The organism is Paenarthrobacter sp. AR 02 (assembly GCF_021538675.1).
In the GTDB taxonomy this organism is placed as follows: Bacteria; Actinomycetota; Actinomycetes; order Actinomycetales; family Micrococcaceae; genus Arthrobacter.
Genome location: NZ_JAJUKH010000001.1, coordinates 1,083,409 through 1,097,745, shown reverse-complemented (window position 1 = coordinate 1,097,745; position 14,337 = coordinate 1,083,409). Strand labels below are relative to the sequence as shown.

General features: G+C 60.5%; 13 protein-coding genes and 1 pseudogene. 6 read left to right on the top strand and 8 right to left on the bottom strand.

Annotation, left to right across the window (positions count from 1 at the left end):
* Nucleotides 1–13: 13 nt before the first annotated feature.
* The 8 genes from LRQ04_RS05145 to rpmH form a co-directional block, all read right to left on the bottom strand.
* Nucleotides 14–1,210, bottom strand: coding sequence for a ParB/RepB/Spo0J family partition protein (locus LRQ04_RS05145; RefSeq protein ID WP_235518118.1), 1,197 nt, complete (start codon nucleotides 1,208–1,210; stop codon nucleotides 14–16).
* 66 nt (nucleotides 1,211–1,276) lie between these two features.
* Nucleotides 1,277–2,329: a ParA family protein gene (locus tag LRQ04_RS05140; RefSeq protein WP_235518116.1), complete on the bottom strand. Its 1,053-nt coding sequence runs from the start codon at nucleotides 2,327–2,329 to the stop codon at nucleotides 1,277–1,279.
* 87 nt (nucleotides 2,330–2,416) lie between these two features.
* Nucleotides 2,417–3,067: a 16S rRNA (guanine(527)-N(7))-methyltransferase RsmG gene (gene rsmG, locus LRQ04_RS05135; RefSeq protein WP_235518115.1), complete on the bottom strand. Its 651-nt coding sequence runs from the start codon at nucleotides 3,065–3,067 to the stop codon at nucleotides 2,417–2,419.
* A 6-nt stretch (nucleotides 3,068–3,073) separates the two neighbouring features.
* The gene (locus LRQ04_RS05130; protein ID WP_235518112.1) at nucleotides 3,074–3,625 is read right to left on the bottom strand and encodes a R3H domain-containing nucleic acid-binding protein; all 552 of its coding nucleotides are present in this window, start codon (nucleotides 3,623–3,625) and stop codon (nucleotides 3,074–3,076) included.
* The gene (gene yidC / locus LRQ04_RS05125; protein ID WP_235518111.1) at nucleotides 3,625–4,605 is read right to left on the bottom strand and encodes a membrane protein insertase YidC; all 981 of its coding nucleotides are present in this window, start codon (nucleotides 4,603–4,605) and stop codon (nucleotides 3,625–3,627) included. Before yidC ends, LRQ04_RS05130 begins: the two co-directional genes overlap by 1 nt.
* A 16-nt stretch (nucleotides 4,606–4,621) precedes the next feature.
* On the bottom strand, nucleotides 4,622–5,095 hold the full coding sequence (yidD, locus tag LRQ04_RS05120; protein ID WP_235518110.1) for a membrane protein insertion efficiency factor YidD: 474 nt from the start codon (nucleotides 5,093–5,095) through the stop codon (nucleotides 4,622–4,624).
* Nucleotides 5,025–5,435, bottom strand: coding sequence for a ribonuclease P protein component (gene rnpA / locus LRQ04_RS05115; protein ID WP_211710335.1), 411 nt, complete (start codon nucleotides 5,433–5,435; stop codon nucleotides 5,025–5,027). The genes yidD and rnpA overlap by 71 nt, the downstream gene beginning before the upstream one ends.
* Nucleotides 5,436–5,476: 41 nt before the next feature.
* A complete protein-coding gene (rpmH, locus tag LRQ04_RS05110) occupies nucleotides 5,477–5,614 on the bottom strand; it encodes a 50S ribosomal protein L34 (RefSeq protein ID WP_011776797.1) in 138 nt (45 codons plus the stop codon).
* Nucleotides 5,615–6,079: 465 nt separating this feature from the next.
* Here rpmH and dnaA point away from each other — a divergent pair, with 465 nt between their 5' ends.
* The 6 genes and pseudogenes from dnaA to gyrB all read left to right on the top strand — a co-directional run bounded on the left by dnaA (nucleotide 6,080) and on the right by gyrB (nucleotide 14,293).
* Nucleotides 6,080–7,498 carry a chromosomal replication initiator protein DnaA gene (gene dnaA / locus LRQ04_RS05105; protein ID WP_211710336.1) on the top strand — a complete coding sequence of 473 codons (1,419 nt, stop codon included), beginning with the start codon at nucleotides 6,080–6,082 and terminating at the stop codon, nucleotides 7,496–7,498.
* Nucleotides 7,499–8,061: 563 nt separating this feature from the next.
* On the top strand, nucleotides 8,062–9,186 hold the full coding sequence (gene dnaN / locus LRQ04_RS05100) for a DNA polymerase III subunit beta (RefSeq protein WP_235518109.1): 1,125 nt from the start codon (nucleotides 8,062–8,064) through the stop codon (nucleotides 9,184–9,186).
* A gap of 21 nt (nucleotides 9,187–9,207) precedes the next feature.
* A pseudogene (gnd, locus tag LRQ04_RS05095) lies at nucleotides 9,208–10,119 on the top strand (phosphogluconate dehydrogenase (NAD(+)-dependent, decarboxylating)); the annotation flags it as partial.
* Nucleotides 10,120–10,142: 23 nt separating this feature from the next.
* Nucleotides 10,143–11,336 carry a DNA replication/repair protein RecF gene (gene recF, locus LRQ04_RS05090; RefSeq protein WP_235518105.1) on the top strand — a complete coding sequence of 398 codons (1,194 nt, stop codon included), beginning with the start codon at nucleotides 10,143–10,145 and terminating at the stop codon, nucleotides 11,334–11,336.
* Complete coding sequence (locus LRQ04_RS05085) at nucleotides 11,323–11,877, top strand: DUF721 domain-containing protein (RefSeq protein WP_235518104.1); 555 nt, start codon at nucleotides 11,323–11,325, stop codon at nucleotides 11,875–11,877. The genes recF and LRQ04_RS05085 overlap by 14 nt, the downstream gene beginning before the upstream one ends.
* Before the next feature lie 337 nt (nucleotides 11,878–12,214).
* Entirely contained in the window at nucleotides 12,215–14,293 is a 2,079-nt protein-coding gene (gyrB, locus tag LRQ04_RS05080; protein WP_308194877.1) for a DNA topoisomerase (ATP-hydrolyzing) subunit B, read from the top strand.
* Nucleotides 14,294–14,337 lie beyond the last annotated feature (44 nt).

Below are 14,337 nucleotides of genomic sequence, written 5' to 3'. Positions count from 1 at the left end.
GGGTGGCACAGTGCTAATCCTCAGATCCAGGTCCCAGAACATCCATAATTCGGTTCAAATCTTCAACACTCGCAAATTCGATACTGACTCGACCCTTGCGGGCACCCAAAGTAATCTTCACGTTCGTGTCCAAACGATCCGAGAGCGACGAAGCCAGGTAATCCAAGCGTTCGTGGCGAGCATTTGGCTTGGGAATGGAATTCTTCGCTGGCGCGGCGGGGTCCTGATACAGCGCCACGGCTTCTTCCGTAGCACGTACCGACATTCCCTCCGCGACGATCTTCTGCGCCAGGCGCTCCATTGCTGCTGCATCAGGAAGGGACAGCAAGGCGCGTGCGTGGCCGGCAGAAAGAACACTGGCAGCAACACGACGCTGTACAAGCGGGGGCAGCTTCAGCAGACGGAGAGTGTTGGAGACCTGGGGACGGGACCGGCCAATGCGATCTGCCAACTGTTCGTGGGTGGTACCGAAGTCTTCAAGGAGTTGCTGGTAGGCCGCCGCTTCTTCCAACGGGTTCAGTTGGCTGCGGTGCAGGTTTTCGAGTAGGGCATCGCGGAGAAGGTCGTCATCCGTGGTGTCACGAACGATTGCAGGAATTGTCTCGAGTCCCGCGGCCTGCACAGCACGCCAACGACGCTCGCCCATAACCAATTCATACGGTTCTCCACCCTTTTCGGTTGAAGTACGTACGACAATTGGCTGGAGGACGCCTATTTCCTTGACGGAGTGAACCAGCTCAGCCATGTCGTCCTCATCGAAGACGGATCTGGGCTGTTTGCGGTTTGGATGAATGTCGCCAACCGGAATTTCGGCGAAACGCGCACCGGGAACCTCTACCAGCTCAACGTTCGACGAGACAGCAACTGACGGCGCGTCCGCCGTCGAGCTTTCTTCAACCTCTTCGGCATCGGAAGCAGCTGCGCGTTTCGTAGCCGGCTTGCTGGGAGAAGTCTTGGCTGACGACGAAGTCGCCTTAGCAGCCGGCTTTGTCCGTGCTGTGGCGGAAGACCTGGCGCCGGACGCTTTTGGCTCATCAACGGGTACGTCGGCGTGTGAGGTGGCAGCCTCAGGTTCTGCAGCCTTCCGTGCCTCCGGAAAGAATAGGTCCACCGGACGGGATGCTGCGGCACCATTTCCCTGGGCGGCACCAGGCGCGCTGGGAATGAGAGCCCCAAGACCCCTGCCGAGGCCCCTTCGCTTTTCGCTCATTGATTCATCCCTCCGATGGATAGCCAAGCACGGTCCGGCTCAGGCTGTTGCAGTGTTTCAAGAATTCTAGCGTTCAGCGATTTCGGCGGCGGCTTCCATATAGGACAACGCGCCGCTCGACGAAGGATCGTAAGTCATCACTGTCTGCTGATAACTCGGAGCCTCGGAGATGCGGACCGACCGGGGTACCACGGCACTGAGTACTTGCTCGGGGAAGTGCTGTCGCACCTCAGAAGCTACCTGGGCGGCGAGGTTGGTGCGTCCGTCGTACATGGTCAACAGGATGGTGGACACGACGAGGTCGGCGTTCAGGTGCTTCTGGATCATTTCGATGTTCTTGAGCAGCTGGCTCAAGCCCTCAAGGGCGTAGTACTCGCACTGGATCGGGATGAGCACTTCACTGGCAGCACAGAATGCATTGACTGTCAGCAGGCCGAGGCTTGGAGGGCAGTCGATAAAGATGAAGTCGAGGCGACCTTCACCGTTCTTTTCCCGTTCCTTGGCGTATACATCGATGGCACGGCGGAGGCGCTGCTCGCGAGCTACCAAAGAGACCAGCTCAATCTCGGCCCCGGCCAGGTGAATTGTGGCGGGGGCGCAGATGAGGTTGGGGATGTCCGGGCACGGGGCCACGACATCCTTGAGGGGCAGGTCGTTGATCAGGACGTCATAGATGCTGTCGACGTCGGCATGGTGTTCAATGCCGAGCGCCGTGGAGGCGTTGCCCTGGGGGTCGATATCGATGACCAGGACATTGAGTCCTGCCGAGGCCAAGGCCGCTGCGATGTTGACTGTGGTTGTGGTCTTGCCAACGCCACCCTTTTGATTGGATACCGTGAAGATACGGGTTCCTTCGGGCTTAGGCAGTTCGCGTCCAATAAGACGCTCGCGCCGGCGCGTTTCATTGGCCAGCTGGCGAGCAATGGGGCTGGAATCATCAATGGAATCCATGACGTTTCGCCCTCCATCTGTGACAGTTTCACGTGAAACGGCGTTCTCAACCGAATGAGGGCGCACTATGGCGGATTGAAGGGACGCAGAGGGTGTGGCCATTGCCCGCGCGGAACCCAAAGACATAAACGGCGGGATCCGCTGCGTGGAGGTTTCACTACTGCCCACTGGTCACACTCTCACTCTCATTTGGCGCTTGCTGCCGATCTCTAGCCTAACCGCTCGGCCGCCGACACGCGGGAAACAGGGCGGTAGCTACGCGCTCTTTCCCGGCTTGTTGACGATGATCCGCACCACGGTGGTGGGTTCCTCCAAAAGTTCCTGTCCACAAACCACAACGGACGTTTCCACGCCCCCGAGCTTGCGGATAACTTTCTTGGCCTTCTCAATCTCTTCGCCTGCGCTTCGGCCCTTAATGGCCACCACTTCACCACGGCCATTCAAGAGTGGAATGGTCAGCCCGGCAAGGTTGGTCAGTGCCGAGACTGCCCGTGCCGTTACAACGTCGGCATCAACCAGGCCCACTGCCAGTTCAGCCCGGGTCCGCATGACGGTGACGTTGTCCAGCCCAAGGTCATCCACGACCTCCTGGAGCCAAATGACGCGGCGTTCCAAGGGCTCAATCAAGGTAAGTTCAAGATCCGGCCGCGCGATTGCCAGGCACAAGCCCGGAAGGCCCGCGCCGGACCCTACGTCCGCAACGTGGCTGTCCATGGCGATGGCCGATTCGATGACCGCGCAGTTCAGGACGTGACGGCTCCACAAGCGAGGGATCTCGCGCGGACCGATCAATCCTCGTTCAGTACCGGACGTAGCCAGGTGTTCAACATAGCGCTTGGCAAGATCCAAGCGCTCCCCAAAGATCTTCTCTGCCGCTTCCTGTTCAGCTGCGGTGATATCAACCATGAGCTTCTAGTCAGCCGAGACGACGATGTGGCGGCCGGCGCCTTCGCCCGCGGATTCTGAAACCAGCCCGAGATCAGCGACGACGTCGTGGACAATCTTGCGTTCGTAGGCGCTCATGGGTTCCAGGGCTACCGTTCCGCCATCCGCCTTGACCTTGGCCACGGCATCCTCGGCAATCTGCTGGAGTACGCCTGCGCGCTCCTTGCGGTATCCGTTGATGTCCAGCACCAGGCGGGACCGGTTCTCGGTAGCGGACAGCACCGAAAGGCGTGCCAGCTCCTGCAATGCTTCCAGCACCTCGCCGTCGCGGCCTACGAGGCTGTCCAGGGCTGCGGACTCCTCGTCTGCACCGATGGAGATGTAGGTGCGCCCGTTGCGTACCTCAATGTCGATGTCGCCGTCGATGTCGGCGATGTCCAGGAGCTCCTCGAGGTAGTCGGCAGCGATGTCGCCTTCCTCTTCCAAGCGGCTGGCCGTCTTGGACTGGGTTTCTTCCTTGGAGTCGTCCTGGTCTTCAGTTACGGCGCTGGTAACTTCTTCGGTGCTCTCGGCAGACATTACTTCTTCTTCCTGTTCTTACGTTGTGGCTGGACGCGCTGGGCACGGGCTTCGGCAGCTGCAACCGCCGCAGCTTCGGCCTCGGCAGCGGCATCAGCGGCTGAAGTCTTCTTTCCACCCAACAGCGGCGGGAGGCCCTTCGCAGCACGGCGCTCCTCCAGCGCCTTTGCAGCGGGTGAACCCGGCGTAGGCATGCGGCGGATGACGAAGAACTGCTGGCCCATGGTCCAGAGGTTGGTGGTGGTCCAGTAGATAAGGACACCGATCGGGAAGTTGATGCCACCGATGCCGAACACGAGGGGCAGGATGTACAGCATCATCTTCTGTTGACGCATGAACGGGCTGGCCATGGCCTCTTCGGACATGTTCTTGGCCATGATTTGCTTCTGGGTGATGAACTGCGAGGCCGTCATGGCAACGATCATGATGACGCTCAGGACCACGACGGAGACGTTTCCCGCGCCACCGTGAAGCAGCGCAGAGGACAACGGGGCACCGAAGATGCTCGACTCATCGAACTCCACGACTTGCTGGGCACTCATGGCCCCAATACCGTTGCCGGCATTCTTCGCGTTGGAGATACCGGAAAGCACCTGGAACAGGGCGAAGAAGAACGGCATCTGGATCAGCATCGGCAAACATGCCGAGAACGGGTTGGTCCCGTGCTTCTTGTACATCGCCATCTGCTCCTGCGCCATGGCCTGGCGGGAGAGTTGGTCGGTTTTGCCTTTGTACTTCGCCTGCAGCTTCTTCAGATCCGGCTGCAGGAGCTGCATGCCGCGCTGGGCCTTGATCTGCTTGACGAACACAGGAATCAGGGCTGCACGGATCACCAGCACGAGGCCAATGATGGACAGAGTCCAGGTCCAGCCATTTGCGGCGGGCAGGCCAATGAAGCTCAGTCCCTCGTGGAAGCCGACCATGATGATCGACACCAGCCACTTGAACGGGAACATGATTGTCCCAAAGAAGTCATCCATTAGTTATCCCTATTCGTTAGGCCGCCGTGCGGCCTTCTTCATCAGCCTGAGCAGCCAGGAACTGGTCCGGGTTGTTCAGTACAACAATTGTGGGCGTCCGGCCTTCAGGCCAATGACGATGTCCGGCGGGGACATGGTCCACTCCGCCGGCGTTCCACGGGTGGCATTTGGCGAGCCTCTTGGCTGCGAGCCAGCTACCCTTCACAGCGCCGTGCACCGTGACTGCTTCCAAGGCGTAAGCCGAGCAGGAGGGAAAGAAACGGCAAACCTGGCCGTACAGGGGCGAGACGACCTTGCGGTACGCCTTCAGCAAAAGGATGAGGATATTCCGCGGCAGCTCCCACATGAAGATACCCACCGCTGCGGGCAGGGTCCTGTTGGAGGGCACACTTGAGGAAGGAACGACGGCGGTGCTTATGTCATGCACGCGGTGTCCCTTCCGTAGTGGTGCCGTTGCGGTCCGGCGAAGCGTTGCGTGGATTGGAGCCACCCAGTCGCTTCGTCGTCACTGCCAATGCGGCGTTGTAGTCGGAGAGCAACTGCTCCCAGCTGGCAGATGCAGCTGCGGGCAGAGCCCGGACCACCACCGCCAGGCCAGTTCCATGCGTGTGCAAGGAAAGTGCGCCTGCTTCTCTCAGTCTCCTCTTAACGAGGTTCCTGGTCACGGCGTTCCCGACGGCTTTGGAGACAATGAAGCCGATTCGACTCGGCTCCCCGGCCCCGATAGAGGCCGTATATAACACTAAGTTCCGGCGTCCATTGCGGACGCCGGAACGTACAGTTGTTGAAAAGTCGGTAGACGTCCGCAGACGGTTAGGGGTGGCTAGCACCGTCGAATCCGCAAAAAGACCCTGACCGACAAGTCAGTTATTTACGCCGACAGTTCGACGCGGCCCTTGCCGCGACGGGCAGCCAGGATGGCGCGGCCGGCACGGGTGCGCATACGAAGGCGGAAGCCGTGCTTCTTGGCCCGACGGCGGTTATTCGGCTGAAAAGTCCGCTTGCTCACGTTAGTTACTCCAGTGGATCAAAGGTGCGCCCACCCGATCAAAAAAGGGGAAGAACTGGCCGACGCTAAGTTTTGTATGTGCCGCCGCCGTTGCCTCCCGCACGATGAACGTACGGAGTTACAACTGATCTCAAAAGCGGACACAAAGGACTTCACAACGTTAGGGCAAAAAGGGACCCACAGTCAAACCGGCAGCCTGCCGCACACGTATCCACAGCTGTGTCCAGACCCTGTTTGCAGCCTGTGGATGAAGTGGCTCACAAGCCGTATTCAGGAACCACAACGGTGTAATTATCCACAGGCAACTTCCCAGCTATCTTCTGGCGATTGCATCCCCTAGAGTGGCTCAGTAGCCCATTGTCCACCCGCTGTGCATAACTCTGTGGATTATCACCCGGAACAAGCAACGCCGGAGACACTTCGGCTGCCAGCAACGCCGGCAAGCAAGTATTTAGGAACTGATTGATGACAGTAGACGAAGCCAACCACGCCAACACTGTCGGAAGTTCCTGGCGCAGGGTGCTGACCCTCCTGGAACAGGACGATCGGGTCACTCCCCGTCAGCGTGGTTTCGTCATCCTGGCCCAGGCACAAGGCCTCATAGGTTCGACCCTCCTGGTGGCAGTTCCCAACGAGCTCACCCGCGAAGTCCTGCAAACGCAAGTCAAGGATGCCCTCGACGATGCCCTGCGGAGCGTCTTTTCGGATGACATCCGCTGTGCAATCGACGTAGACACCGATCTGGTGCCGGTCCATGCAGAGCCGGAACCCGCCGTCGAGCTTTCCGCAGTACCGGACTTTGCAGAGCCGAAGCCCCAGCCGACTCCGCCGAGCACATCGCACGAGTTCGGCCGCCTGAACCCGAAATACATATTCGACACGTTCGTGATCGGCTCCTCCAACCGCTTCGCCCATGCGGCCGCGGTTGCCGTCGCGGAAGCTCCGGCCAAGGCATACAACCCGCTCTTCATCTACGGTGACTCCGGACTGGGCAAGACCCACCTGTTGCACGCAATCGGCCACTATGCGCGCCGTCTCTACAGTGGCATCCGCGTCCGCTACGTGAACTCCGAAGAGTTCACCAATGACTTCATCAACTCCATCCGCGACGACGAAGGCACGAGTTTCAAGACCACGTACCGCAACGTGGATGTGCTGCTGATCGACGACATCCAGTTCCTGGCAGGCAAGGACCGTACCCAGGAAGAGTTCTTCCACACGTTCAACGCCCTGCACAACGCCAACAAGCAGGTGGTTATCACCTCCGACCAGCCGCCCAAGATGCTGGCCGGCTTCGAAGACCGCATGACAAGCCGTTTCGAGTGGGGCCTGCTGACGGACATCCAGCCGCCGGAGCTTGAGACCCGTATCGCCATCCTCCGCAAGAAGGGCCTCAGCGAGGGCCTGTCAGCGCCGGATGACGCACTGGAGTACATCGCGTCGAAGATTTCCAGCAACATCCGCGAACTTGAAGGCGCCCTCATCCGCGTCACTGCGTTCGCGAGCCTCAACCGCCAGCCGGTGGACGTTGCCCTGGCCGAGATGGTCCTCAAGGACCTCATCACGGATGACGGTGCCCAGGAAATCACGGCGAAGCAGATCCTCGACCAGACAGCGGACTATTTCAAGCTCAGCATGGAAGAGCTTTGCAGCAAGTCCCGTACACGGACACTGGTGACAGCCCGGCAGATCGCCATGTACCTCTGCCGGGAGCTGACTGACATGTCCCTGCCCAAGATCGGCCAGGAGCTGGGCGGCCGCGACCACACCACAGTGATCCACGCGGACCGCAAGATCCGTGAGCTGATGGCTGAGCGTCGTGTGATTTACAACCAAGTCACCGAACTGACCAACCGCATCAAGCAGCAGCAGCGCGACTCCTGAATCCACATCGCGACCGCAACTACATACCTTATTAACAGGTGCATGTGGATAAGCCTGTGGATAGTTAAGGGGACAAGCGTGCTTAATGGGCTTAAAACCCTTAAGCCGCCTGTGGATCGTTAAAAACGGTCCTGGGAGTTGTCCCCATCCACACCCTGTTTAAAACCCAGTTAACGCACACTCCGTGAACAGGGCTTAACCGCGGAACTGCGCGGCGAGATGGGGTTATCCACAGTTTCCACAGCAGTTATTAACACTACGAATCCCAAAAAATTGAAATCCCTCAAATAACAATCTCGTTCTGCCACACTCCGAGCCCGGCCAACGGCCAGGCCGAGGCCAGCCTGCGGCTGTCCACATACGAGGGGTCCGGCCGATCGGGGATGGGTTAATCGCGGATCTTCCGGCTAAGCTGTCAGCAGCGCTCCCATCCTCGGGTCTGTTTGTAGTTCGCTCAGTGCGAACCATGCAGGTTCCGATGCGGGAGTGCGGAGATTTAGCGGCTTCCAAGCAGGAATCCGCAGCTACTACATGGCAGCAGCAATGAAAGGCGGCACCCTTCCGTGAAGTTCAGAGTCGACCGCGACGTCCTGGCAGAAGCCGTTACATGGACCGCGCGATCGTTGTCTCCGCGGCCGCCCGTACCTGTGCTTTCCGGCCTCCTCCTCAAAGCCGAGGCGGGAACAGTCAGCCTCTCGAGCTTCGATTACGAGACGTCCGCGCGCTTGGAAATCCCTGCCGACATCGCGGTTGAGGGCACCATCCTGGTGTCCGGACGCCTGCTCGCCGACATTTGCCGCAGCCTTCCCTCAGCGCCCGTAGAGGTTGAAACAGACGGAAGCAAAGTCACCCTCACCTGCCGCCGAAGCAGCTTCCACCTGGCCACCATGCCCGAGTCGGAGTACCCGGCCCTTCCGGCGCTGCCGGCGATCAGCGGCACCCTTCCCGGGGACGCCTTTGCCCAGGCTGTTTCGCAGGTCATCATCGCGGCCAGCAAGGACGACACCCTCCCCATCCTGACCGGTGTGCGGATGGAGATCGAAGATGACCTCATCACCCTCCTCGCCACGGACCGTTACCGGCTCGCCATGCGCGAAGTCCCTTGGAAACCCGTAACTCCCGGCATTTCCACCAGCGCCCTGGTTAAGTCCAAAACGCTGAACGAAGTAGCGAAGACACTCGGTGGCAGCGGCGACATCAACCTGGCCCTCTCGGACGACGACAGCAGGCTCATCGGATTCGAAAGCGGAGGACGCACCACCACTTCGCTGCTGGTCGATGGGGACTACCCCAAGATCCGTTCGCTGTTCCCGGATTCCACTCCGATCCACGCGACTGTCCAGACCCAGGAACTTGTCGAGGCCGTTCGCCGTGTGTCCCTCGTTGCAGAACGGAACACCCCCGTAAGGCTCGCCTTTACCCAGGGACTGCTCAACCTCGACGCCGGAACAGGCGAAGACGCGCAGGCCTCGGAAGAGCTCGAAGCCCAGCTTTCCGGTGAGGACATCACCGTTGCGTTCAACCCGCACTACCTGGTTGAGGGCCTGAGCGTTATCGAAACCAAGTACGTTCGCTTCTCGTTCACCACGGCTCCCAAGCCGGCCATGATTACTGCCCAGGCGGAAGCCGATGGTGAAGACCAGGATGACTACCGGTACCTCGTGATGCCGGTCCGCCTGCCCAATTAGCAGACACCACGGACACATCAACCCACATTCCAGAAAAGAGTTCACACTGTGCACATCGGACTGATCGGCCTCGGAAAAATGGGTTTCAACATGCGGGAACGCATGCGGAACGGGGGCATTGAGGTCACAGGGTTCGACCGGAATCCGGACATCACGGATGTCTCCTCCGTCGATGAACTCATTGCGGCCCTGCCCACCCCAAGGCTGGTCTGGGTGATGGTCCCGTCTGGTGCCATCACCGACGCTGTGGTCACAGAGCTTGGTGAAAAGCTCAGCCCTGGTGACATGGTCATCGACGGCGGCAACTCACGTTTCACCGAGGACCAGAAGCACGCCGCGGCACTTGCCGAAAAGAGCATTCGCTTTGCGGACTGCGGCGTTTCCGGTGGCGTGTGGGGCCTGCAGAACGGCTACGGCCTGATGGCTGGCGGGTCAGACGAAGACATCGAACTGGCAATGCCTGTGTTTGACGCCCTCCGGCCTGAGGGTGAGCGCGCCGACAGCTTCGTTCACGTGGGCGGTGTCGGCGCAGGTCACTACGCCAAAATGGTCCACAACGGCATCGAGTACGGCCTCATGCAGGCCTACGCCGAGGGTTACGAATTGCTCGCCGCCAAGGACATTGTGAAGGACCTTCCAGGTACCTTCCGTGCATGGCAAAAGGGCACCGTGGTCCGGTCCTGGCTGCTGGACCTCATGGTCAAGGCATTGGACGAGGATCCGGGCCTTGCATCCATTGACGATTACGTTGAGGATTCGGGCGAGGGACGCTGGACCGTGGAAGAGGCAATTGCCAACGCCGTTCCGGCTCCGGCAATTACCGCGGCATTGTTTGCCCGGTTCGCTTCCCGCGAGGACAACTCGCCGGCCATGAAAATGGTCTCCGCCCTGCGTCATCAGTTCGGTGGACACGCCACCCGTCCGGCCAGCTAGGCCGCAGGAGTCCTGCGAACGGCGTGTACCTCGAACATCTTTCACTGACGGATTTCCGCAGTTATGCACAGGTTGACCTGAAGCTTGGCCCGGGTGTGACAGTGCTGGTGGGTTCCAATGGAATCGGCAAGACCAACCTGATGGAGGCCATCGGGTACCTTGCCACGCTGAGTTCGCACCGTGTGAGCACCGACGGCCCGCTGCTCCGCTTTGGCACCGAGCGCGCCATGGTCCGGGCGCGGCTTGTCCGTGGTGAGCAATCCACGGTCATTGAGCTGGAAATCAATGCCGGCCGTGCGAACCGTGGCCGCATCAACCGCAGTAATCCAGTGCGGGCACGGGACATCCTGGGCATCTGCCAGACAGTCCTTTTCGCTCCGGAGGACCTGGCGTTGGTGAAGGGTGATCCTTCGAACCGTCGCCGGTTCCTTGATGAGCTTCTGGTGAGCCTCGTTCCGCGGCATGCTGCCACACGCAGCGATTACGATCGCGTCCTTAAGCAGCGCAACGCCCTCCTCAAGTCGGCAAGGACAGGAAAGTTCACTGCGGGCCATGAAGCAACCCTGGATGTTTGGGACCAGCACATGGCGCGGGCGGGTGCTGAACTCCTGCACGCCCGCCTTGAGCTCGTAGAGCGGCTGCGTCCGCACCTCAACAGTGCTTACGCGCAGCTGACCGATGGTTCCAAGGAAGCCGGTGCCGTCTACCGTTCAACTATCCAGAACATCCTGGACGACGACGGCGGTCCGGCGGATCGCGCAACGGAACCGTCGTCGTCGGCCGAGGACCTCCGGGTGCTGTCCGTGGACGATCTCACCGAACGATATATCCAGGCCTTCGCGGCGTCGCGGAAAAAGGAACTGGAACGCGGTATCTCACTGGTTGGGCCGCACCGGGACGAGCTGGAACTCGTGTTGGGACAAGCACCCGCGAAGGGGTACGCCTCCCATGGTGAGACCTGGTCCATGTGCCTCTCGCTGCGGCTTGCTTCCTACTACGTCATGCTGGACGACTCACGTACGGGAGGGACCGCGCCGATCCTTATCCTGGACGACGTCTTTGCCGAACTTGATGTTCAACGCCGGCGTAAACTGGCAGCAATAGTTGCCGGCGCCGAGCAGGTGCTGGTGACGGCCGCCGTCGACGCCGATATCCCTGAGGAGCTGGCCGGACGGCGCGTAACCGTTGTTCCGGGAGGCATCGATGGCGAAGGATAGCGGCGACGGACTCCAACCCGGCCGTGATCCCGATGAAATTGACGCGGCCCAGGCTGCCCTGAACCGCATGCGCGAGGCTGCAGCCGCTCGGGGCGAAGTCAGGCAGCGGGCACCCCGCCCCGGATCGGCCCCCCAACGCAAGGGCCTTCGCAATACCAGGGGTTTCACGCAGTTCCACGGCAGTGGCCGGGATCCTTTGGGCTTGGGCAAAGTTGTTGGACGCCTGGTGGCTGAGCGCGGATGGACGTCGCCTGTGGCTGTGGGGTCCGTCATGGCTGAATGGGAAACCTTGGTTGGGCCGGATATCTCGTCCCACTGCACCCCGGAGAGCTTCACGGACACGACGCTCCACGTCCGTTGCGACTCCACTGCATGGGCCACCCAACTGCGGTTGCTCAGTTCCAGCCTGCTCGAGTTGTTTCGGAATGAACTCGGCGAAGGCGTTGTAACAAGCATTCACGTTTTGGGTCCGTCAGCTCCAAGTTGGCGAAAAGGCGGACGAAGTGTCAACGGACGCGGCCCCAGGGATACTTACGGCTGAACGGCGTGCAGGGCGATTCAACGCCCCTGGGCCGTATGGGCCCCCATCGGGACCACCACAGGGCCATTGAAGATAGGGCCAACGGCCTCTCACGGGCATATTCAGCTCTCGGCTGCCCCCGTATTTGCAAGGAATCGCGCGTATCCACGATAGAATTGGTGTAGATCACTGAGCGCCGGTGAAACGTCGTCCAGGTCCTGAATCCACTCGTGTGGGCTCAGGGACCCCTTCGTCGGAGTAGTCGGCGCAATCAGTCACGTGCCCGTTGACGGCCTCGGTTCGCCGTGGACAGCACCGGGAACGGCCGACATCGAGTACAGAGGAGTCGAAAGCGCCTGTGGCTAACGACAATGCAGAGACCTTGGCAGTAGAGCCCGAAGAGGAGACTGTTCCCACGCCTGACACGCCCGCCGAGGCGCCCAGGGAGTACGGTGCCAGCGATATTACCGTGCTGGAGGGCCTCGAAGCCGTGCGCAAACGCCCGGGCATGTATATCGGTTCCACCGGTCCCCGGGGTTTGCACCACCTGGTTTACGAAGTGGTGGACAACTCTGTTGATGAAGCCCTTGCCGGCTACTGCAGCCACATCGAAGTCACACTTCGCGCCGATGGCGGCGTCCGGGTGGTGGATGACGGCCGCGGTATCCCCGTGGACATCCACCCAACCGAGGGTAAGCCGACGGTCGAGGTCGTCATGACCATCCTGCACGCAGGCGGCAAGTTCGGCGGCGGCGGATACGCCGTCTCGGGCGGCCTTCACGGTGTGGGCATCTCCGTGGTCAATGCGTTGTCGAGGCGCGTGGATACAGAAGTCCGTCGCCAGGGTCACGTCTGGCGGATGTCGTTCGCTGACGGCGGCAAGCCCCAGGGTGAACTCGTCAAGGGTGAGGCCACCGAAGAGACAGGTACGTCCCAGACCTTCTACCCTGATGGCACCATCTTTGAGTCGACTGAGTTCGATTTCGAGACGCTGCGTGCCCGGTTCCAGCAGATGGCCTTCCTCAACAAGGGCCTGAAGATCACGCTGACCGACGAACGCCCCGTCACGCGGGACGGCGACGACGACCTTGACCTCGACGCCGTGGCGACCGAGGGTGAAGTCAGCGCCGAGCACCGCACGGTGGTGTACCAGTACCCTGACGGCCTGCTGGACTACGTGAAGCACCTGAACTCGAACAAAAAGGTTGAAATCGTCCACGAGGACGTCATCGCCTTCGAAACTGAAGACACTGAGCGGCACATCGCCGTCGAAGTTGCCATGCAGTGGACAACCGCCTACTCGGAAAGTGTCCACACCTACGCCAACACCATCAACACCCACGAGGGCGGAACCCACGAAGAGGGTTTCCGCGCTGCGATGACCTCGCTGATCAACCGCTATGCGCGGGAGAAGAGCATCATCAAGGAAAAGGATGACAACCTCACGGGTGACGACATCCGCGAAGGCCTGACGGCCGTTATTTCCGTCAAGCTTTCCGAGCCACAGTTCGAAGGCCAGACCAAGACCAAACTGGGTAATTCCGAGGTCAAGGGATTCGTCCAGCGCGTGGTCACCGACCAGTTGGGTGACTGGTTGGAGCGTAACCCCGGCCCCGCCCGCGACGTCATCCGCAAGGCCATCTCGGCTGCCCAAGCACGTATGGCGGCACGCAAGGCCCGCGATAACGCCCGCCGCAAGAGTCCGCTGGAATCGTTCGGTATGCCCGGTAAGTTGTCGGACTGCTCCTCCAAGGATCCTTCGCGTTGCGAGGTCTACCTTGTGGAGGGTGACTCGGCCGGTGGTTCGGCCAAGCGTGGACGCAACCCGGAAACCCAGGCCATCCTGCCCCTGCGCGGCAAGATCCTGAATGTGGAGCGCGCCCGGCTGGACAAGGCCTTGGGCAACGCCGAAGTCCAGTCCATGATCACGGCTTTCGGTACGGGCATTGGCGAGGACTTCGACATCGCCAAGCTCCGCTATCACAAGATCGTCCTGATGGCCGATGCCGACGTTGACGGCCAGCACATCACCACCCTCTTGATGACGCTGCTGTTCCGCTACATGCGTCCCCTCATCGAGAACGGTTACGTCTACCTGGCCCAGCCGCCGTTGTACAGGATCAAGTGGTCCAACGCTGCTCACGACTACGTTTACAGCGATCGTGAACGTGATGAGACCATCCGCAAGGGCGCTGCCATGAACAAGCGGCTTCCCAAGGACAACGGCATCCAGCGCTACAAGGGTTTGGGCGAGATGGACTACACGGAGCTGTGGGACACCACCATGGATCCCGAGCGCCGCACGCTTTTGCAGGTCACCATGGACGACGCGCTGGCCGCTGACCAGACCTTCTCCGTCTTGATGGGCGAGGACGTGGAGTCGCGGCGAAACTTCATCCAGCAGAACGCCAAGGACGTCAGGTTCCTCGATATCTAGCGGCCCACCGGCCACTTAGATATTCCAGAACCGACATATACCTG

What these genes read in the sequence shown, in the direction of transcription:
- LRQ04_RS05145 (WP_235518118.1), bottom strand. Translation starts at nt 1,210, where the DNA reads ATGAGCGAAAAGCGAAGGGGCCTCGGCAGGGGTCTTGGGGCTCTCATT.
- rsmG (WP_235518115.1), bottom strand. Translation starts at nt 3,067, where the DNA reads ATGGTTGATATCACCGCAGCTGAACAGGAAGCGGCAGAGAAGATCTTT.
- LRQ04_RS05130 (WP_235518112.1), bottom strand. Translation starts at nt 3,625, where the DNA reads ATGTCTGCCGAGAGCACCGAAGAAGTTACCAGCGCCGTAACTGAAGAC.
- yidC (WP_235518111.1), bottom strand. Translation starts at nt 4,605, where the DNA reads ATGGATGACTTCTTTGGGACAATCATGTTCCCGTTCAAGTGGCTGGTG.
- dnaA (WP_211710336.1), top strand. Translation starts at nt 6,080, where the DNA reads ATGACAGTAGACGAAGCCAACCACGCCAACACTGTCGGAAGTTCCTGG.
- LRQ04_RS05085 (WP_235518104.1), top strand. Translation starts at nt 11,323, where the DNA reads ATGGCGAAGGATAGCGGCGACGGACTCCAACCCGGCCGTGATCCCGAT.